This is a genomic window from Seminibacterium arietis (genome assembly GCF_042675725.1).
In the GTDB taxonomy this organism is placed as follows: Bacteria; Pseudomonadota; Gammaproteobacteria; order Enterobacterales; family Pasteurellaceae; genus Seminibacterium; species Seminibacterium arietis.
The window spans coordinates 161,760-182,885 of record NZ_JBHTJN010000004.1; the positions used below are offsets into that span (position 1 = coordinate 161,760).

Sequence of the window (21,126 nt, forward strand, 5' to 3'; positions counted from 1 at the left end):
ATTAAAATAATACTGTTTTATTTTTTAGGAAACGTTATTAGCTTATGAGTATTACAACTATTGAAATTCCCTCACTTACCCCTCATCCAACGCTCGAATATTGGTCAGTATGTAAAGTTGAGGCGTTGTTTGAAACACCCTTTTTAGAATTAATCTATCGTGCCGCACAAATACATCGTGAAAATTTTAATCCACAAGCCATTCAACTTTCTACTTTAATGTCCATCAAAACTGGAGGTTGCCCCGAAGATTGTGGCTATTGCCCGCAATCCGCTCGCTATCAAACAGGTGTACAAAATCAGCAACTGGTTAATATAGAAGAAATCATTGAAAAAGCAAAAATTGCAAAATCTCGTGGTGCTGGGCGTTTTTGTATGGGAGCTGCATGGCGAGGTCCAAAACCAAAGGATATTGAAAAAATAACTGAAATTATTAAAGCAGTAAAAGCTCTTGGCTTAGAAACTTGCGGTACGTTTGGTTTATTGCAAGATGGTATGGCTGAAGATTTAAAAAATGCTGGGCTTGATTATTATAACCACAATTTAGATACCGCACCTGAACATTATCAAAAAATCATCGGTACACGTCAATTTGATGATCGCCTTAACACGCTAGGAAAAGTTCGCAAAGCAGGTTTAAAAGTATGCTGTGGTGGAATTGTAGGAATGGATGAGACTCGTAAAGAACGAGCAGCATTTATTGCGAGTCTTGCTAATTTAGATCCTCAACCTGAATCAGTACCAATAAACCAATTAGTCAAAGTAGAAGGCACGCCTTTAGCAGAAGCAGCAGATCTTGATTGGACAGAGTTTGTTCGTACTGTCGCAGTAGCTCGCATCGTTATGCCCAAAAGCTATGTTCGTCTTTCTGCTGGTCGTACTAATATGTCAGAAGAAATGCAAACATTATGTTTTCTAGCTGGGGCAAATTCAATTTTCTACGGCGATAAATTATTAGTCACAGAAAATTCGGAAGAGGATAACGATCAAATTTTAATGGCAAAACTCGATCTTGAACCCGAAACAGAGCAAAATCGTAAAAAATAGCAAATTTATATAAAACAGGCTGTTGTAGCTTTTCATTTTTACAATTATCTCTATAATAACAAGATTATTTTCATTTCTAAATAGGAAAACAGTATGACCGATATGAATGTAGTTCTTGCTGAGCTTAAGCGTGGTGTTGAACAAATTTTTTCTGAGCAAGATTTTATTGATAAGTTAAAAGAAAATCGTCCGTTACGAATTAAATTAGGAGCAGATCCAACCGCACCTGATATTCACTTAGGGCATACTGTAATACTGAATAAATTACGCCAATTTCAAAATTTTGGCCATGAAGTCATTTTTTTAATAGGCGATTTTACCGCTACTGTGGGAGATCCATCTGGTAAAAATGCGACTCGCCCACCGCTTTCAAGAGAAGATGTGCTACGTAATGCTGAGACTTATAAAACTCAGATTTTTAAAATTTTAGATCCGCAAAAAACTCGTGTGGTATTTAACTCTGAATGGCTAAGTGAATTAGGTACAATCGGCATGATTCGTCTTGCTTCTCGCTATACTGTCGCACGTATGTTAGAGCGTGACGACTTCAAAAAACGTTTTGCTAATAATCAATCTATCGCTATTCATGAATTTATTTATCCACTCTTACAAGGACAGGATTCCGTACATCTACAAGCAGATGTGGAATTAGGTGGCACAGATCAAACTTTCAATTTACTAATGGGACGTGAATTACAAAAAATGGAAGGGCAAAAACCTCAAGTGGCAATTACACTTCCATTATTAGTAGGGTTAGATGGCGAGAAAAAAATGTCCAAATCACTCGGCAATTACATTGGTGTAGACGAAGCACCAAGTGAAATGTTTGGTAAAATCATGTCCATTTCTGACAAATTAATGTGGGATTGGTACAATTTACTTTCATTCCGTCCACTCACTGAAATTGCACAATTTAAACAAGAAGTTGAAAAAGGACGAAATCCTCGTGATATTAAGATCTTATTAGCAAAAGAAATCATCACTCGTTTTCACTCACAAGAGGCAGCAGATTTAGCGGAACAGGATTTTATTAACCGTTTCCAAAAAGGAGCAATACCAGATCAAATGCCTGAATTTGAACTTGTTGGTGAAATTGCTATCGCTAATCTGTTAAAAGAAGCTGGTTTAGTAGAAACGACTTCTGAAGCTATCCGTATGATAAATCAAGGTGGCGTAAAAATTGATGGTAAAAAAATCAATGATAGCAAATTAAAAATCGCTGCATCTACTGCTGTATATCAAGTAGGTAAACGAAAATTTGCTCGAGTTACTGTAAAATAATAATTTTACAACATTAAAAGTGCGGTGATTTCTACCGCACTTTCAACTAATAACTATAAATTTAACTTTTGATACTCAACGAATAATGACAACTTACAGCCAATATATTGCCGATGAAAATTCAATGTGCCAATTTGGTGCGAAACTAGTTCAGGCGATTTGTAATATACAAAACAATGAAACCGTTGTACTGTACTTAAACGGTGAACTAGGTGCTGGGAAAACGACACTTAGCCGTGGAATTATCCAAAGTTTAGGTCATCAAGGTAACGTAAAAAGCCCTACTTATACATTAGTAGAAGAGTATCATTTACCGCAAAAACAAGTTTATCATTTTGATTTATACCGTTTAAGTGATCCTGAAGAACTTGAATTTATTGGAATTCGTGATTATTTTAAAGCAAATAGCCTTTGTTTAATTGAATGGGCAGAAAAAGGGCAAGGCTTATTGGCTGAAGCTGACTTGCTCATCAATATTGAGTATGCTGATTTTGCACGTAATATTCAATTAGTTGCTACAACCCAACTTGGTGAAAAAATTTTACAAAATTTAACCGCACTTGATGGATAACAATGAAACCGATTATTCAATTTATTTTATTGATTTTTATATCTTTTTTCTCCATCGCTGGGTTTTCACAAGAATGGATAATAGCTATCGATCCTGGTCATGGTGGAAAAGATCCTGGTGCAATTGGACGTAAATTAAAAACTTACGAAAAAAACGTTACTTTAGCTATTGCAAAAGAACTCAAATATTTATTAGATAAAGATCCTAATTTCGATGCTGTACTTACTCGTAAGGGTGATTATTATATCTCAGTATCTCAGCGTTCAGAAATTGCACGCAAACAAAAAGCGAATTTTCTCATTTCTATTCATGCAGATTCTTCCCTTTCTCCGCAATTACGTGGTGCTTCGGTTTGGGTATTATCAAATCGACGAGCTAATAGTGAAATGGGGAGATGGTTAGAAGATAGTGAAAAACAATCAGAATTACTTGGTGGTGCAGGCACTGTGCTTTCATCTCATAATGAAAAATATTTAGATCAAACTGTACTTGATTTACAATTTGGACATAGCCAACGTGTTGGTTATGAACTAGGTCGCATCGTCTTAAAACGTTTCGCTAAAATAACAACACTTAGCCGCAATACACCACAACATGCAAGTCTTGGCGTACTGCGTTCGCCTGATATTCCTTCAATTTTAGTAGAAACAGGTTTTCTATCAAATGCTACGGAAGAAAAAAAATTAAGTAATAAACAATATCGTCAACAAATCGCACGCTTAATTTACGATAGCCTTGTAGAATATCGTAAACGCTATTATAAGCCTCAGCCAAAAATATTAGTCGCTGGAGATGATAAAAAAGATCAAAAAATTGACCGCACTTTTATTCATAAAGTCAAAAAAGGCGAGACTCTATTCCAAATTTCAGTAAAATACAATATCAGTATGAATGCACTGATAAAATTAAATAATATTAAAAACAAGCAAGTTTTTGTTGGGCAAAATCTGAAAATACCCAATATTGTTGAAAATAGTGAGTCAAAAGCACAAGAAAACAAAAAGCAAAAGCTATCTTCTAAAGAAAATAAACAGGAAACAAAGCAAGAAAAAGCTGAAAATAAAAAAACTGTAGTTGCAAAATTTCATATTGTTAAAAAAAATCAAACCCTATATAGCATTGCTCGTGAATATGGGGTTTCACCGCAAAAATTACTAAAATTAAATCCGCACTTAAAAAATGGTAAAGTGCTAACTGGACAAAAAATTCGTTTACGAGAATAAGAAGTAAAAATGCCAATACAAATTTTACCGCCTCAGCTCGCTAACCAAATTGCCGCTGGAGAAGTAGTCGAACGTCCTGCTTCAGTCGTAAAAGAGCTAGTAGAAAATAGCCTTGATGCGGGTGCAACGCAAATTCAAATTGATATTGAAGATGGTGGAGCTGGATTAATCAGAGTGCGAGATAATGGTATCGGCATAGCAAAAACAGAATTACCACTTGCTCTAGCTCGTCACGCAACTAGCAAAATTACTTGTATTGAAGATTTAGAAGCAATCCTCAGTTTAGGATTTCGTGGAGAAGCCTTAGCTAGTATCAGTTCGGTTTCTCGTCTAACCCTAACATCTCGCCCTCAAGAACAAAAAGAAGCTTGGCAAGTTTACGCTCAAGGTCGAGAGATGGAGACTACCATACAACCTGCATCGCACCCTGTAGGAACAACTGTAGAAGTTGCAAACTTATTTTTCAACACGCCAGCAAGACGCAAATTCTTGCGTACTGCGAAAACGGAATTTGCTCATATTGAAGAAGTTATTCGTCGTATTGCTTTAGCAAAATTCAATATTGCATTCACTCTCACTCATAACGGAAAAATCATCAAACAATATAAAAGTGCGGTCAATAATCAACAAAAGATGAAACGCCTCGCTGCAATTTGTGGAGAAAATTTTGTTCATCATGCTTTAGAAATTAACTGGAAACACAATAAATTACATTTATTTGGTTGGGTTGGCTTGCCAACATACAGTCGTAATCAAAACGATCTGAATTATTGTTATGTCAATGGACGAATGATCCGAGATAAAGTTATAAATCACGCTATTAGACAAGCTTATGCTGAGCGACTTTCAGCGAATCAATACCCTGCTTTCGTTTTATTTATCGATTTGGATCCTAATGAAGTTGATGTGAATGTTCACCCAACTAAACACGAAGTACGTTTTCATCAATCTCGTCTAGTTCATGATTTTATTTTTCAAGGTATTTTTGATGCACTAAATAACGAGAAAGTAGACTTATCGTTTCCCTCCGAGAGCAAAGAAAATGCTACATTAGTGCAAGTTTGTGAACCCGATGGACAATGGATTTCTTCTAATAAGCCAAATCGAGCAGCAGCAGGAAAAAATATTTTTACTCAATCTAATCGGCAATATCCAATCTCTCAGCCTGTACATAAAGAGTTTATGCCAAATTCTGTAAAATCAGCCGATAACGCTAATTTAGAAGTACAAAAAGTATATGGCGAATTGCTCACAAAACAACATAATAGAGAAAATACTAACACGCTCTCACAAAGCAATAAAAATATGCTTCGTGCTTTATCACTGATTGAGAATAAAGCGTTATTATTACAACAAGATCAACAATTCTATTTAATTTCACTGACTGCATTACAGAAATTGAGATGTAAACTAAAATTACAACAATCTCCTGTTTCACAACAAGCTTTATTGATTCCAATAACATTTCGTTTGAATGCATCGCAATTTTTGCAATGGCAGCAACAGAAACATTTTTTTCAGCAAACAGGTTTTTATTTTAACGAAAACTTACCGCAACAACGAATTAGCATCATTAAAGTTCCTGCGTGTTTACGTCATCAAAATATACAAAATGCTATAATCCGTTTGCTAGAACAAAATCTAACTGAATTTTCTACTTTTTTGACCGCACTTTGTGATGTATTACAGACTACAGAAATCAATATTTTTGCTGATGCAATAGCATTACTCACGGAAACAGAACAACTCATTACAACAGATTACCAACTTAAACAACTATTATTGCCTATAGATTGGAAAATCTACTTGGAAAAACTATCATGCTAAGAAATTCAGATAACCCCATTGCAATTTTCTTAATGGGGCCAACGGCATCTGGTAAAACAGATTTAGCCATAAAACTATGCCAAACTTTGCCTTTAGAGATTATCAGCGTAGATTCCGCTTTAATTTACAAAGGAATGGACATTGGTACGGCAAAACCTAGTGCAGAAGAGCTAGCACTAGCACCTCACCGCTTGATTGATATTAAAGATCCCGCTGAAACTTATTCGGCTGCTGAGTTCCGTCATGATGCATTACAAGAAATGACAAAAATTACTGCTCAAGGAAAGATACCATTACTCGTTGGTGGCACAATGCTATACTACAAAGCCTTGCTAGAAGGACTCTCTCCGTTACCCTCCGCCGATGAGAATATTCGCCGTGAAATTGAACAAGAAGCAAAAAAATACGGTTGGCATGCTTTACATCAAAAATTAGCGGAAATAGATCCTATATCCGCTCAGCGAATCAATCCTAATGATAGTCAGCGGATTAACCGAGCATTGGAAGTTTTTTATATTAGTGGCCAGTCTCTAACTTCATTAATGAATCAAAAAGGCAATAAACTACCCTATAAAATCTTACAATTTGCGATAGCTCCTCAAGAACGAGCCATTTTACACCAAAGAATAGAACAACGATTCAATAAAATGCTAGCTTTAGGATTTCAGCAGGAAGTTGAAACATTATTTCAACGATCTGATTTACACCTCAACTTACCGTCAATTCGCTGTGTAGGCTATCGTCAAATGTGGGAATTTTTGCAAGGTGATTATGATTATAATGAAATGGTATTTAGAGGCATTTGTGCTACAAGACAGCTCGCTAAACGACAAATCACTTGGCTTAGAGGCTGGAAATATCCGCTACAATGGTTAGACAGCCTACAAATTGAACAGGCAAAGCAATCAGTTATACAATCTGTAAAATAATTTTGTCACAGAGATGACATTTTATTAGATTATTGCTATATTGTCGGAGGAGACAAATGAATACTCCCAAATAGTTTGATCTAATCAACAAATAATAAAAAGGAATAAAAATATGGCAAAAGGGCAATCTTTACAAGATCCTTATTTAAATGCACTACGTCGCGAACGTATTCCCGTATCAATTTACTTAGTAAACGGCATCAAACTTCAAGGTCAAATTGAATCTTTCGATCAGTTTGTAATCTTACTGAAGAACACTGTAAATCAAATGGTTTACAAACATGCAATTTCCACTGTAGTTCCTGCTCGCTCTGTAGCTCATCATAATAATTCTGCTCAGCAGCCTCAAGGTAGCTTAAATGATGTTTCTAGTGAGCCAAGTAGCACTCAATTAGCTGAATAACTTGCAGTGAAATAAAAAAATTAATTAACGAAACAAGTGCGGTATAAAATAAAAATTTTTACCGCACTTTTTATTTCATTCTAACTGAGATGAGTTGCTATTTTGATCCTACACAAGTTATATCTTGTAAATATATCTTTGTATTAAGAATAAAATAAAATTATTCTTTTCATAGTATTCTAATTTGAGATATCGAACGCTTGAATGGTGGGTCGTGAAGGATTCGAACCTTCGACCAACGGATTAAAAGTCCGCTGCTCTACCGACTGAGCTAACGACCCTTAAAATTAAGGTTTTGTTCTAAGTGGTGGGTCGTGAAGGATTCGAACCTTCGACCAACGGATTAAAAGTCCGCTGCTCTACCGACTGAGCTAACGACCCTTAAAATTAAGGTTTTGTTCTAAGTGGTGGGTCGTGAAGGATTCGAACCTTCGACCAACGGATTAAAAGTCCGCTGCTCTACCGACTGAGCTAACGACCCTTAAAATTAAGGTTTTGTTCTAAGTGGTGGGTCGTGAAGGATTCGAACCTTCGACCAACGGATTAAAAGTCCGCTGCTCTACCGACTGAGCTAACGACCCACTCTTGCGTAACAGGTGCTTATAATAGCGTTTTTATTTTAATAATCAACAAAAATTTTCATTCTTTTGTCTGTTTGAATGAATACTCAACAATTTATCTATTCTTTGTACTGAACAACGTATTCTAAAATAAAAAATAATCAATTCTATTGTAAAAAAAATAAAACCAGAACTAAGTCTGGTTTTATTCTTATCATTTTTTAATGCAAAACAGTTAATTAATATACTAACACTGCACGACGGTTTTTAGAATATGCTGCTTCATCATGTCCTAAAGCTGCTGGTTTTTCTTCACCGTAAGAAACAGTTGAAACTTGTCCTGCTTGCACGCCTTTTGCTGATAAGAAATTTTTAACAGCATCAGCACGACGTTGACCTAATGCGATATTGTATTCAGGTGTACCGCGTTCATCTGCATGACCTTCCACAGAAACCTTAGATGCTGGAGTTGCATTTAAATAAGCTGCATGTGCATCTAAAATTTGAGCATATTCGCCTTCCACTGCGTATTTATCAAAACCGAAATAAACAGTGTTATAACGTTGTTGTAAATCTTGCACAGAATAACCGCCAAAAGTTTGTCCGTTTGCATCCGCAGTTTCATTTTTTGATGAACTACATGCTGCTAATACTGCAACAGAACCCGCTACAACTAATAATTTTGCAAATTTTTTCATTTAATTCTCCTAGTTTTTACTTAAATATGGTGACCAGGCAGGAAATTTCACTTGTCCGTCACTTCCTGGCAAACGTGCTTTAAAGCGACCATCAGAGGAAACCAATTGTAGCACCTTTCCTACGCCTTGTGTAGAGCTATAAATAATCATTATACCGTTTGGCGATATACTTGGACTTTCATCTAAAAAAGTCGTGCTTAACATTTCTATTTTGCCACTTGCTAAGTCTTTACGCATAATATGATCGCCTGAAATCATGATCAATGCACTTCCATCTGCGGACATTTGACCGCTATAAGTACGTCCTCCTGAACTGATTAACGAAATATTGCCTCCAGCGGTATCCATACTATAGAGTTGAGGCACGCCACTTCTATCTGAAGTGAAAATAATGGATTGACTATCCGCTGTCCAAGAAGGCTCCGTATTATTACCCTCATTGTGAGTTAACTGTGTTATCTGCCCACCAGCTAAACTCATTACGTAGATATTCAATTTACTTTCTTTAGAGGAAGCAAAAGCCAATCGAGAACCGTCAGGAGAAAAAGATGGAGCTCCATTGTGTCCCTCAAATGAAGCTACAACTCGTCTTTTTCCAGAGTGCAAGTCATGAACAACTAACTGAGACTTCCGATTTTCAAAAGTAACATAAGCTAACTTACCACCATCAGCAGACCAAGCTGGTGACATTAGCGGTTGTGAACTTTGAGTTACAATAAATTGATTATGTCCATCATAATCAGCTATACGTACTTGATAAGGCTTTGAACCACCATGTTTTTGTACTATATAAGCAATCTTCGTTCTGAATGCACCACGGATACCTGTCAATTTTTCAAACACTTCATCACTAATTGTGTGAGTACCTAAACGTATTGCATTTGCGGGTACCGCATATTGATTTTGCATCAATACCGCCCCCGCTGTACCAGTTGCTCCTATAGTATCCACTAACTGATAAGCGATACTATAACCATTACCATTCGGTGTTACTTGACCAACAACTATTGCATCAATCCCCAACGCTAACCAAGCTTCAGAATTAACTTCTGCTGCTGAAGTTGGTTGTTGTGGCATACGATTAACTGGAATAGGATTAAATTTACCGCTATTGCGTAAATCTGCTGAAATAATATCTGCCACATCAACAGGCATTGTGCCTGCACCATTCCATTTAAACGGCACAACAGCGATAGGTCTAGCACTATCAACCCCTTTATCAATCACAATTCGAACTTCATCTTCTGCTTGAGCTGTAGCCACACAAGCTATCAACAACAGCAGCGATAAATTCAGTATGTGTTTAATTATGTTCATAAATTTTCCCTTATTTTATGTGTTTATCATTACTATTTCGGTTCAAAAACAATAATCGGACTCTTATTTCTTTCATAAATGGCGTCTGTTGGAGCCGCTGGCACTTTTTTCGTACGAGCGACCGCACTTAATGCAGCAGAACAAACAGCTCCATCTCCTGAGATTTTTCGATAACTTGAAATTGTGCCATCTCGTTCTAATTGAATGCGTACTTCGCATTTTTTACCTAAAAAGCTAGGTTCAATCAAAAATCGTCGCATAATTTCCTTTTTAATCAAGCCTGCGTACTGATCTCCAATTTTTCCGCCGTCACCATTCCCCATCGCTGCACCACTACCTTGAGAGCCTCGTTTATTAGCGTTTCCACCCACCGCAGCACTGCCACCACCAATATCACCACTATTGAGAAAATCATCAAGTGCTGCGGCTTGAGCCGCACGTTTTTCAGCTTCTGCTTTAGCTCTAGCTTCTTTTTCGGCTTTGGCTTTAGCCTCTTTCTCTGCTTTTAATTTGGCTAACTTTTCTTTCTCCGCTTTTTCTCGTTCTGCCCTCTCTTTTTCAGCCTTGGCTTTTTCCGCTTTTTCACGTTCAATTTTTTGTTTTTCTAACCGCTCTTTTTCTAACCGTTCTTTTTCTGCTTTCGCTTTCGCAATTTTTTCTTGTTCTGCTTGCTTAGCTGCCATTGCTAAGCGTTGAGCCTCCGCCTCTGCTTTAAGTTTTGCTGCTTCTGCTGCCTGTTTAGCTTGAGCTTCTTCAGCTTTTTGTTTTTCAATTGCAGCTAACCTTTTTTGCTCTTCTAATTTTTTCTGTTGCTCTTGTTTTTTCTGCTCCGCAAGCTGTTTTTCACGTTCAATACGCTGTTTTTCTAGCTGTTGTTGCTCAATTTCCAACTGCTGCTGTCGCTTTTCTTCCTCAAGCTTTTGTTGTTGCAATAAACGCTGCTTTTCTATTTCACCTTTTTTGTTTTGTTGCAAGCGACCCCACTCTTGTGCAGCTTTACCAGTATCCACCATTACTGCCCCGATCGCCTCGCCAGAATCTTCTCCACCGCCCATAATTTCTACATGGCTATAAAAAGATCCCCATATCAACAAGCCAAATAAGATCAGGTGCAGAACAACAGAAATAATCACTGCACTTATGCCGTTATTTTGTTGATTTTTACGCACAAAACACCTACTTAAATTGGATTAGTCATTAAACCTACCGATTTAATGCCCGCTAAATGTAATAAATTCAATGCCTTAATAATTTCTTCATAAGGGACATCTTTTGCTCCCCCTACTAGAAATACAGTTTTATTATCTTTTTCAAATTCCTGTTTAGTCATTTGACTGACCATTTCTTCGGTAAGATTTTCAGCACGTTCACCCGCAATAGATAAAGCATATTGCCCAATACCTGACACTTCTAAAATAACAGGCGGTTTATTTTCATTACTCGATACTAACTCACTATCAACAGCATCAGGTAATTCTACTTGCACACTTTGGCTAATAATCGGTGCTGTTGCCATAAAAATCAGCAACAATACCAACAACACATCTAAAAACGGAACAATATTGATTTCCGATTTAATATTTCGACCTCGACGACGATAAGACATTTTTACCCCTAAAATTTTGCTAAACCGACTGCACTTAATTTATAACTTTATGCAAAATGCAAAGTGCGGGCAATTTTGGATAAATTTTCAATAAAATGATTATAAATGATTACGCCCAAATACTTGACGATGTAGAATTGAAGTAAATTCATCAATAAAGTTACCATAATTTTGCTCTAACTTATTGATTCTTAAGCTTAAACGGTTATATGCTATCACCGCTGGAATTGCCGCAAACAAACCAATTGCGGTAGCAATCAACGCTTCTGCGATGCCTGGTGCAACCATTTGTAAAGTTGCTTGTTTTACTCCACTCAATGCCATAAACGCATGCATAATTCCCCAAACTGTCCCAAACAAACCAATATAAGGGCTAATTGAAGCAACAGTAGCTAAAAATGGCACTCTCGTTTCAAGATCTTCTACTTCTCGATTCATCGCTAAATTCATTGCCCTTGTACTGCCTTGAATGATTGACTCAGGGGCATCAGGATTAGCTTGTTTTAAGCGTGAAAATTCTTTAAAACCAACAAAAAAGATTTGTTCGCTACCTGATAATCCATCACGGCGATTGGATAATCCCTCGTATAATTTATTTAAATCTTCACCCGACCAAAAACGATCTTCAAAAGCAACAGACTCCTTTAACGCACGAGTTAAAATACGGCTACGCTGAATAATAATCGCCCAAGAAATAATAGAAAAAGCAAGTAAAATCAAAATAATCACTTGCACAACAATACTCGCTTTAAGGAATAGTCCTAAAAAATTTAATTCAGTGGTCATTATAAACTCCGAAATTGAAAATCACTGATTAGCTCAAAAATGCCGATTTAATCATATCAGGCAATGCCATTGCTTTCATTTTCACCATGTCCACACAAGCAATTTTCACTTGTGCAGTAGATAAAATTTGTTCGTTTCGTTTTAATTTTTGTTCAAATAAAATTGTAGCACCTCGAACTTCTGTTACTTCAGTTTCAACCAGTAACAAATCATCTAATCTCGCTGCAATTTTGTAATCAATGTGCATAGTTTTGACCACAAAAGCGATATTATGTTCATTTAACAATTGTTGTTGAGAAAAATTCATCTGCCGTAAATATTCTGTTCTAGCTCGCTCAAAAAAATGCAAATATCTTGCATGATAAACTACGCCACCCGCATCAGTGTCCTCATAATAAACTCGCACAGCAAGCTGAGAAATATTCATTTGATTACTCATATTTTAAATGTAGGAAAACGCCATTGTAGAGAGATGAACAAAGATAAGCAAGTGAATATTAAAGCAAAAAATCCCTTTTTTGTAAAAAGGGATTTTAATTTTAAACTTAGCTGTAATCATCACACCGCACTTTGACTAAACAAGTGCGGTGAGTTTTAGTCAAGTTTGATTACCATTGGTAGCCAACCCCAACAGAACCGCCATAGTCGCCTGCTGAGTTACTTGTTCCTTGTAATCGAATGATCACTTTTCCGTTATCACTCACTCGTGAATAACCTAAAGCAACCGCACTATGACCTTTATATGAACTAGCCGATGCTGCAATCATTGATTTACCTGGCATTGAAGAATTAGGCAATCCAGCTGCTGCTAACGCTCCAGCGATACCTGCACGTAACTCTTTGCTAGAAGAATTCAATTTTTCTTGCAATTCATTATTTTTTGCATCTACATAGTTTTTATTCACCGCAACACTTCCGCTTGCATCTGGTTTCACATCAGGTAACGTAATTTCACCTCTTGCACCGTTAATTGCGATTTCACCGCCCTCGCCTTTAACAGTTAAACCATTTTTATCTAAGCTTGAAGACGCTTTACCTGCTTTATCAGCCAACGTGATATTATTTGCTGACATTGTTGCGGTATTGTCTTTGTCTTGCAATTTAACGCCATCTAATTGGTAATTTGCTGATTTACCCGCATTATTACCTTTGCCTTTAATCGCAACACCCATTGCACTAATATTTGTTTGTGCTTCTGCACTTGTTGCTTGCAAGCCATAGCTATTTAATACTGCTTTTTTGCCATCAACTTCACGAGTTTCAAAAGAGGTCATATTTTGCAAGCGATCAGACAATTTCACTTCTAAGCCTTGTCCATCTTGTGATGCTTCAACTTTAATGTTTCCTTTCGCTGTTGCTTCGCTGTTAAATTCGCCCTCGCCTTTGATCGAGACACTTTCACCGATATTCTTATGTACTTTCACATCGTCATTACCAGTAAAGTTCAAGCCCGCTTTAGCAACTGCTTGTAAATCACCAACTGTCGCAACATTGCTTAATTTAGCACTGCTATCAGCTTTCACTAAATCAGCGACTTTATCTGTTGCTTTAGTTGCGTCATTATAACCGTTGTCATAATCACTATTAGCTTTAGTTAACTCCGCTTTCGCTGTTTTTAACTCGTTTCTCGCAGTTTCTAAATCCGTTTTAGCTTGTGCTAATTTTTCTTTATTAGCTTGCAACGTTGCTTGAGCTTTTTCTTTCGCCTCACCATCAGGCATTGCGTCGATAGCTTGCTCTAAACTGCTTACCGCTAACGTTAAATCAGTAAAAGTTTGAGCTTTATCAGAAAGCGCTTTCGCTTTTTCGCCCACAACGCCCACTTTGTCATCAATCGCTTTAGCAAGTTCTGCTAATTTCGTTTTTTGATTTTCTGTTGGTGTGCTAACACCTAATCCGCTTGCCGCATTGCCTAACACAGTTGGTACATCGGTTTTACCCTCAGCATTCACTAAAGAAAGTTGTGGATTTTCTACCGCACTTTTATTCGCTTTCGGCATACCATTAGCTTCAATATCCGTTGCTTTATAGTATTTACCGTCATTGGCTTTCACTAAACGGTTACCTGCTTCATCAGTATAAACTAAAGTTCCAGCTTCACCATTGCGTAATGCGTTAGCTTTATCGTTAGCATTTTTGCCATTTAAGCCATCTTGTGCAGTTAAACCTTTATTAGCTGCTGCATCAGCATCGCTTGCTGCTTTGCCATCACGTCCATCAGCAAAGGTCATATTGTCGTCTTTGTCTAACATTGCACCTGTAGCTTTCACCAATTGTGAACCATTTACTGCATCTTTCGAATCAGTAGATAATTTACCGTCTTTAATATTGCTCACTACCATTGGAGTGGCTGTCGGCTCAGCTTTAATGACAACTTTTGCTTTTTCATCATCGTTTAGCTCAACTTTTTCACCATCTTGTTCTTTATAGAATTTACCGTCTTTGTCTTTGCTAACTTTGACATCATCTAAATAATAATCAAATGGGCGGTTGCCAGCAGCATCACTTAAAGCTTTTTCAAGCTTACTATCAACATAGTTTTTATTTGCTGCACTTGAGCCATCGGCTTTATCATCAAGATCTTTCAATCCTGTAATCACACCTGTTGCTTTATCACCATCTTTAGCAAAAGCAAGTGTCGCAGTATCTTTACCATCTTTATGAGTGGTAGTTAAACTTACTGCTTCTTTACCATCTTTACCATGAACCGTTAAACCATTTTTAGCATAAGTGGTATTAGTTTTATCACCACTTTTTGAATCACTATCACCAACGGTTAAGCCTTTGCTATTCAATGTTGCAGTGTTACCATCAATATCTAATAAAGTTACTCTATCAGCCTTATAAGTAGCATCATCACCTTTTTTATTTGATAAAGTTGCCCCTGTTCGACTATAGACTGCAATATTGCCTTTATCATCACTCATGGTATTTCCAGCAGCAGTTTGCTTATTAATAAGCGTTACTGTTGGATCATTACCATCTTTCGCCTCTAACGTATTTGCAATTGCAGTAGAAACATTTTCGCTATCACCGTTTTTCAGAGTAATATCGTCAGCAGTTTGAGTGTTGGTTTTATCACCATCTCTTAGTTTTAAACTTAATAAACCGTAATCAGCTTCTTTATCTGTCAATGGTAATAATCCTGTATCGTCAGCATAAGGCTTGAGATGTAAACCTGCACCATCTAACTTACTTTTTGCATAAAGTTCTGGATCATTTCTGACTTGTTTTGCTTTAGTTTCAAAAGAGTCCATATCTTTTAGCGATTCGTTGAGTGAAATTTCTAACTTACTGTCTTTATTGGTTACAGCGATATTATTGTCTGTACCTTTAAAGTTGTTAATATCTTTCACGCCACGACCCACAATCTCTAATTTTTCACCTAGATTTTTGTGAACATCTTTTCCGTCATTGCCTACAAAGTTCAAGCCTGATAATGCGATAGCTTTTAGATCCCCTACATTAACGGCTTTGTGAGTGTTAGTGTCAAATTTTCCAGCAACTAAATCTTTCACTAACTCAACCATTTTTCCTTGTTTAGCGGAATCTGGTTGACCTTGAATATCATCGATACCAAGACCTGATTTCAGATTTGTGATCGCAACAGGAGCTTTGCCTGAATCTTTTCCGCCTAACGTAATAGATGATTTAGTGTCATCATCATACTTAACCGCAGTTTTATCCGCATTGTCTTTTAATGTTTTCAGTGCATTGTCAACATATTTTTTGTTAGTTGCACTTGAATCATCAGAAGTATCTGTAAGATCTGCTAAGCCAGTGATTTTACCATCAGCACCTTTAGCAAAATTTATTTCGCCTTTGCCGTTTTTATTTTTAATGGAAAGCACTTCTTTATCTTCGTTTTCTCCATTTCTAATAGAGATGCCATCCGCAGTTGTGGTAACCTGTTCATTTCCGTATTTTACTGTTGTGCCATGCTCGGTATCCATAGCAACTAATTTATCTCCATCTTTAAGCAGGACTTTATCCAGCTTGTACTCAGCAGTTTTTCCATTACGTTTGTTAACTCCACTATCTTCAATCTCTTTGATCGCAGTGCCTGTGCCGTCAATAGTAGTTTTCACTTTTTGTTTGACATTTCCGCCTCTCACAGAGTCTGAAATAAATTCAGCAGATTCAAGATTTTTTAGTTTGTTAGCAAGTTCTACAGTTAATGTATCGTTTTCAGCTTTTACATTAATATTTCCATCAGCTCCTTTAAAATCTTGAGCTATTATTCCAGCACCTTTAATATTCAGTTTTTCACCAAGATTTCGGTGAACTTCGCCTGAATTACCTGCAAAATCTAAGCCTGATAATGCAATCGCTTTTAGATCACCAGCATTTACTGCTTTATGCAATGCGTCTTTGTCAGTATTTTTAAGCAAGCTATCCACTTTAGCTTTAGCAGTATTGGCATCAAGATTTGCTGTGCCATTGTCATCAAGACCAAGACCTGATTTGAGATTTTTAATTTCTACAGGAGGCTTCCCTGAACCTGCTCCGCCTAAAGTGAGCGATGTTTTATTTTCATCGTCATATTTGACCGCAGTTTTATCGGCATTGTCTTTTGAGGTTTTCAATGCGTTATCGACATAAGTTTTCACCGCACCTGCTGTTGCTACTTTGTCTTTATCAGCGTGATTGTCTGTATTTGGAATAGTTGTTGCTTTATTTAAGGTAAATGTTGCTTTACCCTCATCTTTAGCATCACCATTACCAACTGTTACAGTAATATCCTCATTACCAATAAGTTTAAAGGTGCTGTCTAATTTGCTTTCGTGTGTACCACCATTTTTATCAGCAAAAGTCAGTTTTTTACCGCCTAATACAGAACTAACATAAGTGTTTACTTGTTTATCGGTAACTAGTTTTGGTGTGCCGTCATTAGGCTTGTCGATACTTGCACCTGTACTTAAATTCGTAATCAGGGTGCTTTCATTTAAACCTACTTTAATAGTTGTTGATTTACCGTTATCAGCTTTCTCAGCTTTAACTGAAAGTGCAGATGAAGCCTTTTGATCTTTTTCCGCTTTAACTGCATCAGCTGCTAATTTTGAAATCACATCTTTGCCTGCTTGATCGATGTTATCCAATTGTTTATTGGCTTTTTTCTCAAGCTCTGTGTGCAATTGTCCACCATTGACTACATCTTTAGAACCCGCTGTGATACTGCCATCTTCAACACCCGTAATTTTTTTGTTTACGGTGATTTTGTCATCTTCTAAAGTGATTTTCGTACCGTTGCCGTTGGTGTCTTTTGCAATAGAAGTGATGCCTTTTAGAGTTGAGTTAAGTTTATGAGTAACAGCTCCGCTCGCACCCACTTCAACAGTGATATTAGTATCATTTTTAAAATCAAGACCTTCAGCTAATTTTACAGTTTGTCCATTCGTACCATTTGCTTTATATTTTAAAGTTTGGTTACTTTTCAGATTAGTGACTTCTGTTTTGATCTCTTTGATCTTATCGCTAGAATCCTTAATGTCATCTTTGATTTTCTTATCTAAACCAATAGTAATAGTTTGTCCATTACTTTGAACCGAAGTAGTTACTTCATTCGCAGTACCCGCTATTTTCAGTTTTTGCGTTTTTAGTGCTACGGTGCCGTGAGGACCAGTACCATTTTTAGAATTATCTGCTTCTAATTCTAACGTAGTACTAATACCATTAATTTTAGAGTTAAGATAAGTTTTCACTGCATTAGCGGTAACGACTTTATCTCCCTCAGCTCCATTTGTTGAATCATTTAGAGTTTTTACTTTATTTAATGTAAAAGTAATTGAATCACCATTAGCCGCCGAAGTCAGATCCGTGCCGTCACCTTTAATGGTTACTTTTGCTCCAAGTTGGCGAGTAAATTCTCCGCCTTTATTGTCTGCAAATTTTAGTCCTTTGTTGATGGTTTCGATGTTTTTATCAATTGCATCTTTGAAAGATGTAGGTTTTGCAACACTTGTATCTTTACCATTGACATCTTTCAATTTATCAAAACTTCCTTTTTTGAAACCCTCTTTTCCATTATCAGCTTTATCAACGCCAAGTACATCAGTAGCCAATGTCGCAAATACACTTGCCACACCGTAAAGTTGTCCGCCGTTGATAGCGTCAGTAGAAGTGGCGTCTAATTTACCCGCAGCTACATTAGTAATTAAGCGTTCTTTGCCTGTGTCACCAACGCTCACTACTGCTTTTTTCTTATCTGCATTAATGTTCTCTGAAGTTCCAGCCCCTTTCCAGCTAAATTTAACACTGCTTGAATCAGTACTGATTTCAGCACCATCAAGTGCGGTCATTTTTGCACTCGCTTTTGAGTTTTTACCCAACGCCACTGAATCGCCTGCGTTTGTTTCAACTAAAGCTGTGTCGCCAATAGCAACCGCACCTGCGACTTTGGCTTCGGCGTTGTAGCCCATAGCAATAGCGTGTTCTGCTGCGGTTTCAGTGTGTGCTTTAAAGCCAATGGCGATAGAATCTTTACCCTCAGCACGGTTGCCGTTGAAGTTAGATTCTTCAATTTCTGTTTTTGTTAATTGCGTAAGTCTCGCTTTTTTGTCATCGGTATTGTCTGCTTTAACAGCGTCATTAATTTTCTTCGTCCATTCATCGAGCTTCGCTTTTAATTCTGCATCAGAAGCACGTGAAAGTGCACCAGCTTCTAGTTTTTTAAGCTCCTCAATCACTTTTGTGATTTCAGATGCAGTGGTTGCGATATTATTATTTTTACCTAATTCGGTTACTTCTTTTTCGATTCCTTTTAACGATTCTTCATTAAAAGTTTCTTTACCGTTCGCTTTGCGGTTTAGCAAGTTAGCATATTGCCCTGCAATATTGACATAGCGTTCATAATTTTGTGTCGCTTTTTGTCCGTCGGTAATGCGTTTTGCTTCGCTATGTTGTGAAGTTTGATCCACACCAAAATAAGGAGTATGGCTAGCACCACCATTGAAAGAAAGTAAATTTACACGTTCTTCAAGGGATTTTAATTGCCCTACGTTAGCCACATCAGTATCTAAATAACCTGATGCCACGTTAACGATACGGCGTTCACGACCTTTACTCCCCACAGAAATTACGCCCGTTTGTCCGCTCGTTGGGATAATAATTGAGCCTTTTGGTGTGTAAGGTTTTGCTAATAAATCGCTATATAAGTAATCAGTTTCTGATTGATGACCTAAAGCAACGGAGTTATTTAAATAGGCGAGTGATTCAATCCCTAAAGCGAGAGAGTTATTTCCTTTATAATGATCTTTATTCTTGCCATTAGAAATACTGTTTAAAAATGTAGAGTTTTGACTTTCATCTTGTACTCTTGCACGATAACCAAGAGCGATACTATTTTTCCCTTCAGCGTAAGAACGCACCCCAATTGCCATAGCGTTATCCGCTCGATTTCCAGCATAGGCATAAGAACCAATAGCAAACGCATTTGAGGCATCAGCTAAGGCAGAATAACCTAACGCCAAGCTGTTTTGCCATAAAGCGAAAGAACGTCCACCAATAACTATGGCATTTTTTCCATCTCCAGTTTCACCATGTTTTTGGGTCTTTTTAATTTCCTTTCTACCAATGGTTAATAATATCTCACTTTCTGTGTCTAAAGGCATCGATTCAGTTGTAGTACCATTTTTTAGAATTTCGCTGGCTTTAGTATCAAATTCACTGGCGTCATCTAGCACAGTTTCATTTTTATTAAAGTTTTTATACAACTCAAGCCATTTGTTACCTTTATCTGCATTAAACTTCGCCCCAGCAGCTACCATTGAACCAATTGCAATAGTGTTTTCACCTACTGCTTTCGCATTGGAACCGTAAGACATTGCGCCTTTATTAGTGGATTCGTTAAAATTACCTATTGCTAGCGAGCCTTCAGCAAATACACGGCTTTCACGCCCAATTGCCGTACCGCCCTGGGCATCTCTAGAAACGAATGCACGCATACCTAATGTGGTGGAATAATCAGCTAAAGCAAAAGATAACGCCCCAAGGGAGGTGGAAAGTTTACCACTAGCCACGGTGCGTGAACCAATCGCAATTGATCCTAAGCCCCCTGCATAGGTTGGGGAGAATTGACGATTGTCTTGACCATTTGTAATATTATATTTATTTTTAAAGGATCTTTCATCAATAAAATATTGTCCGCTACCATTATTCCAAAGCTCACGGTAAATGGTATTTATCGTACTTTCTGGTAATTTATCATAAAAATTACTATCATCAATATCATCATTCCCGATAGCAACAGAAGATTTTCCCCTAGCGAAAACATCCGCCCCAATGGCAACAGATTGGTTATGTGCTGCAGAGTTGTTACCCACAGTAACAGATTGCGAGCCCCTTGCTTTAGCATCATTACCAATGGCTACCGCTTTTACCCCCATAACGGAGAAATTAACAACTCCTTGGGTACCACTTGGATTTAAAGCAATAAATTGGCAATATGAGTTATCACGATTATTTGAAAACCAACCATAATAATCACATTTTTTATTATGACCCCAATCACTTGCAATAGAACCTCCATCAACGTGTATTGGCGCGGCATAAGCAACATGTGGAGCAAAAAAATAAGACAGTATTGAAAGTGCAATTAATGCGGGTTTAAAGGAGAGGGGGGGTAACACATTGCAGGTTAATCCTGACCTGTTCGATTTTTTAGATGACAATACACGGCGATTACTTGCGATCTCCGAGACCACCTTGGTAACGCCAGTAGTGATGTTAAATTTAGTTTTGAAAATATGGTTCATCCTGATTCCTTTTTAATATATTAACAATCATTAACAGTGATAACACTTTATAGTGTAAATTTGTCATAATATCATATTAATATATGGATTGTATATATGAAAATATACTGTTTATTTTACATAATA

The 21,126-nt window shown here is 37.1% G+C and carries 14 protein-coding genes and 4 tRNA genes; 7 read left to right on the forward strand and 11 right to left on the reverse strand.

The window, feature by feature from the left end; all coding sequences use genetic code 11:
- The first annotated feature begins 44 nt into the window (after positions 1-44).
- The 7 genes from bioB to hfq all read left to right on the forward strand — a co-directional run bounded on the left by bioB (position 45) and on the right by hfq (position 7,280).
- Complete coding sequence (gene bioB, locus ACFQ02_RS01735) at positions 45-1,046, forward strand: biotin synthase BioB (protein WP_380818525.1); 1,002 nt, start codon at positions 45-47, stop codon at positions 1,044-1,046.
- A 93-nt stretch (positions 1,047-1,139) separates the two neighbouring features.
- Positions 1,140-2,327 (forward strand): tyrosine--tRNA ligase, encoded by a 1,188-nt coding sequence (gene tyrS / locus ACFQ02_RS01740; protein WP_380818527.1) that lies wholly within the window; start codon positions 1,140-1,142, stop codon positions 2,325-2,327.
- A gap of 82 nt (positions 2,328-2,409) precedes the next feature.
- Complete coding sequence (tsaE, locus tag ACFQ02_RS01745; protein WP_380818913.1) at positions 2,410-2,898, forward strand: tRNA (adenosine(37)-N6)-threonylcarbamoyltransferase complex ATPase subunit type 1 TsaE; 489 nt, start codon at positions 2,410-2,412, stop codon at positions 2,896-2,898.
- 2 nt (positions 2,899-2,900) lie between these two features.
- On the forward strand, positions 2,901-4,121 hold the full coding sequence (locus tag ACFQ02_RS01750) for an N-acetylmuramoyl-L-alanine amidase (protein WP_380818529.1): 1,221 nt from the start codon (positions 2,901-2,903) through the stop codon (positions 4,119-4,121).
- A gap of 9 nt (positions 4,122-4,130) precedes the next feature.
- Positions 4,131-5,948, forward strand: coding sequence for a DNA mismatch repair endonuclease MutL (gene mutL / locus ACFQ02_RS01755; protein WP_380818531.1), 1,818 nt, complete (start codon positions 4,131-4,133; stop codon positions 5,946-5,948).
- Positions 5,942-6,877 (forward strand): tRNA (adenosine(37)-N6)-dimethylallyltransferase MiaA, encoded by a 936-nt coding sequence (gene miaA, locus ACFQ02_RS01760; protein ID WP_380818533.1) that lies wholly within the window; start codon positions 5,942-5,944, stop codon positions 6,875-6,877. The genes mutL and miaA overlap by 7 nt, the downstream gene beginning before the upstream one ends.
- Before the next feature lie 112 nt (positions 6,878-6,989).
- Complete coding sequence (gene hfq / locus ACFQ02_RS01765; protein WP_380818535.1) at positions 6,990-7,280, forward strand: RNA chaperone Hfq; 291 nt, start codon at positions 6,990-6,992, stop codon at positions 7,278-7,280.
- 205 nt (positions 7,281-7,485) lie between these two features.
- On the opposite strand, the gene ACFQ02_RS01770 is transcribed toward hfq, so the two are convergent.
- The 11 genes from ACFQ02_RS01770 to ACFQ02_RS01820 all read right to left on the reverse strand — a co-directional run bounded on the left by ACFQ02_RS01770 (position 7,486) and on the right by ACFQ02_RS01820 (position 21,000).
- A tRNA-Lys gene (locus tag ACFQ02_RS01770) sits at positions 7,486-7,561 on the reverse strand.
- Positions 7,562-7,585: 24 nt separating this feature from the next.
- Positions 7,586-7,661, reverse strand: a tRNA-Lys gene (locus ACFQ02_RS01775).
- Between the two features lie 24 nt (positions 7,662-7,685).
- Positions 7,686-7,761 (reverse strand) — tRNA-Lys (locus ACFQ02_RS01780).
- 24 nt (positions 7,762-7,785) lie between these two features.
- Positions 7,786-7,861: transfer RNA gene (locus ACFQ02_RS01785), tRNA-Lys, on the reverse strand.
- 218 nt (positions 7,862-8,079) lie between these two features.
- Positions 8,080-8,538 (reverse strand): peptidoglycan-associated lipoprotein Pal, encoded by a 459-nt coding sequence (pal, locus tag ACFQ02_RS01790; RefSeq protein WP_380818537.1) that lies wholly within the window; start codon positions 8,536-8,538, stop codon positions 8,080-8,082.
- A 9-nt stretch (positions 8,539-8,547) separates the two neighbouring features.
- On the reverse strand, positions 8,548-9,855 hold the full coding sequence (gene tolB, locus ACFQ02_RS01795) for a Tol-Pal system beta propeller repeat protein TolB (RefSeq protein WP_380818539.1): 1,308 nt from the start codon (positions 9,853-9,855) through the stop codon (positions 8,548-8,550).
- A gap of 32 nt (positions 9,856-9,887) precedes the next feature.
- Positions 9,888-11,024: a cell envelope integrity protein TolA gene (gene tolA / locus ACFQ02_RS01800; RefSeq protein WP_380818541.1), complete on the reverse strand. Its 1,137-nt coding sequence runs from the start codon at positions 11,022-11,024 to the stop codon at positions 9,888-9,890.
- 11 nt (positions 11,025-11,035) lie between these two features.
- Positions 11,036-11,461 carry a colicin uptake protein TolR gene (gene tolR / locus ACFQ02_RS01805; protein ID WP_380818542.1) on the reverse strand — a complete coding sequence of 142 codons (426 nt, stop codon included), beginning with the start codon at positions 11,459-11,461 and terminating at the stop codon, positions 11,036-11,038.
- Positions 11,462-11,560: 99 nt separating this feature from the next.
- The gene (gene tolQ, locus ACFQ02_RS01810) at positions 11,561-12,247 is read right to left on the reverse strand and encodes a protein TolQ (RefSeq protein ID WP_380818544.1); all 687 of its coding nucleotides are present in this window, start codon (positions 12,245-12,247) and stop codon (positions 11,561-11,563) included.
- A gap of 28 nt (positions 12,248-12,275) precedes the next feature.
- A complete protein-coding gene (ybgC, locus tag ACFQ02_RS01815) occupies positions 12,276-12,674 on the reverse strand; it encodes a tol-pal system-associated acyl-CoA thioesterase (protein WP_380818545.1) in 399 nt (132 codons plus the stop codon).
- A gap of 181 nt (positions 12,675-12,855) precedes the next feature.
- Positions 12,856-21,000 (reverse strand): YadA-like family protein, encoded by an 8,145-nt coding sequence (locus tag ACFQ02_RS01820; protein ID WP_380818547.1) that lies wholly within the window; start codon positions 20,998-21,000, stop codon positions 12,856-12,858.
- Positions 21,001-21,126: the final 126 nt, after the last annotated feature.

What these genes read in the sequence shown, in the direction of transcription:
- bioB (WP_380818525.1), top strand. Translation starts at nt 45, where the DNA reads ATGAGTATTACAACTATTGAAATTCCCTCACTTACCCCTCATCCAACG.
- tyrS (WP_380818527.1), top strand. Translation starts at nt 1,140, where the DNA reads ATGACCGATATGAATGTAGTTCTTGCTGAGCTTAAGCGTGGTGTTGAA.
- ACFQ02_RS01750 (WP_380818529.1), top strand. Translation starts at nt 2,901, where the DNA reads ATGAAACCGATTATTCAATTTATTTTATTGATTTTTATATCTTTTTTC.
- mutL (WP_380818531.1), top strand. Translation starts at nt 4,131, where the DNA reads ATGCCAATACAAATTTTACCGCCTCAGCTCGCTAACCAAATTGCCGCT.
- miaA (WP_380818533.1), top strand. Translation starts at nt 5,942, where the DNA reads ATGCTAAGAAATTCAGATAACCCCATTGCAATTTTCTTAATGGGGCCA.
- hfq (WP_380818535.1), top strand. Translation starts at nt 6,990, where the DNA reads ATGGCAAAAGGGCAATCTTTACAAGATCCTTATTTAAATGCACTACGT.
- pal (WP_380818537.1), bottom strand. Translation starts at nt 8,538, where the DNA reads ATGAAAAAATTTGCAAAATTATTAGTTGTAGCGGGTTCTGTTGCAGTA.
- tolB (WP_380818539.1), bottom strand. Translation starts at nt 9,855, where the DNA reads ATGAACATAATTAAACACATACTGAATTTATCGCTGCTGTTGTTGATA.
- tolR (WP_380818542.1), bottom strand. Translation starts at nt 11,461, where the DNA reads ATGTCTTATCGTCGTCGAGGTCGAAATATTAAATCGGAAATCAATATT.
- tolQ (WP_380818544.1), bottom strand. Translation starts at nt 12,247, where the DNA reads ATGACCACTGAATTAAATTTTTTAGGACTATTCCTTAAAGCGAGTATT.
- ybgC (WP_380818545.1), bottom strand. Translation starts at nt 12,674, where the DNA reads ATGAATATTTCTCAGCTTGCTGTGCGAGTTTATTATGAGGACACTGAT.
- ACFQ02_RS01820 (WP_380818547.1), bottom strand. Translation starts at nt 21,000, where the DNA reads ATGAACCATATTTTCAAAACTAAATTTAACATCACTACTGGCGTTACC.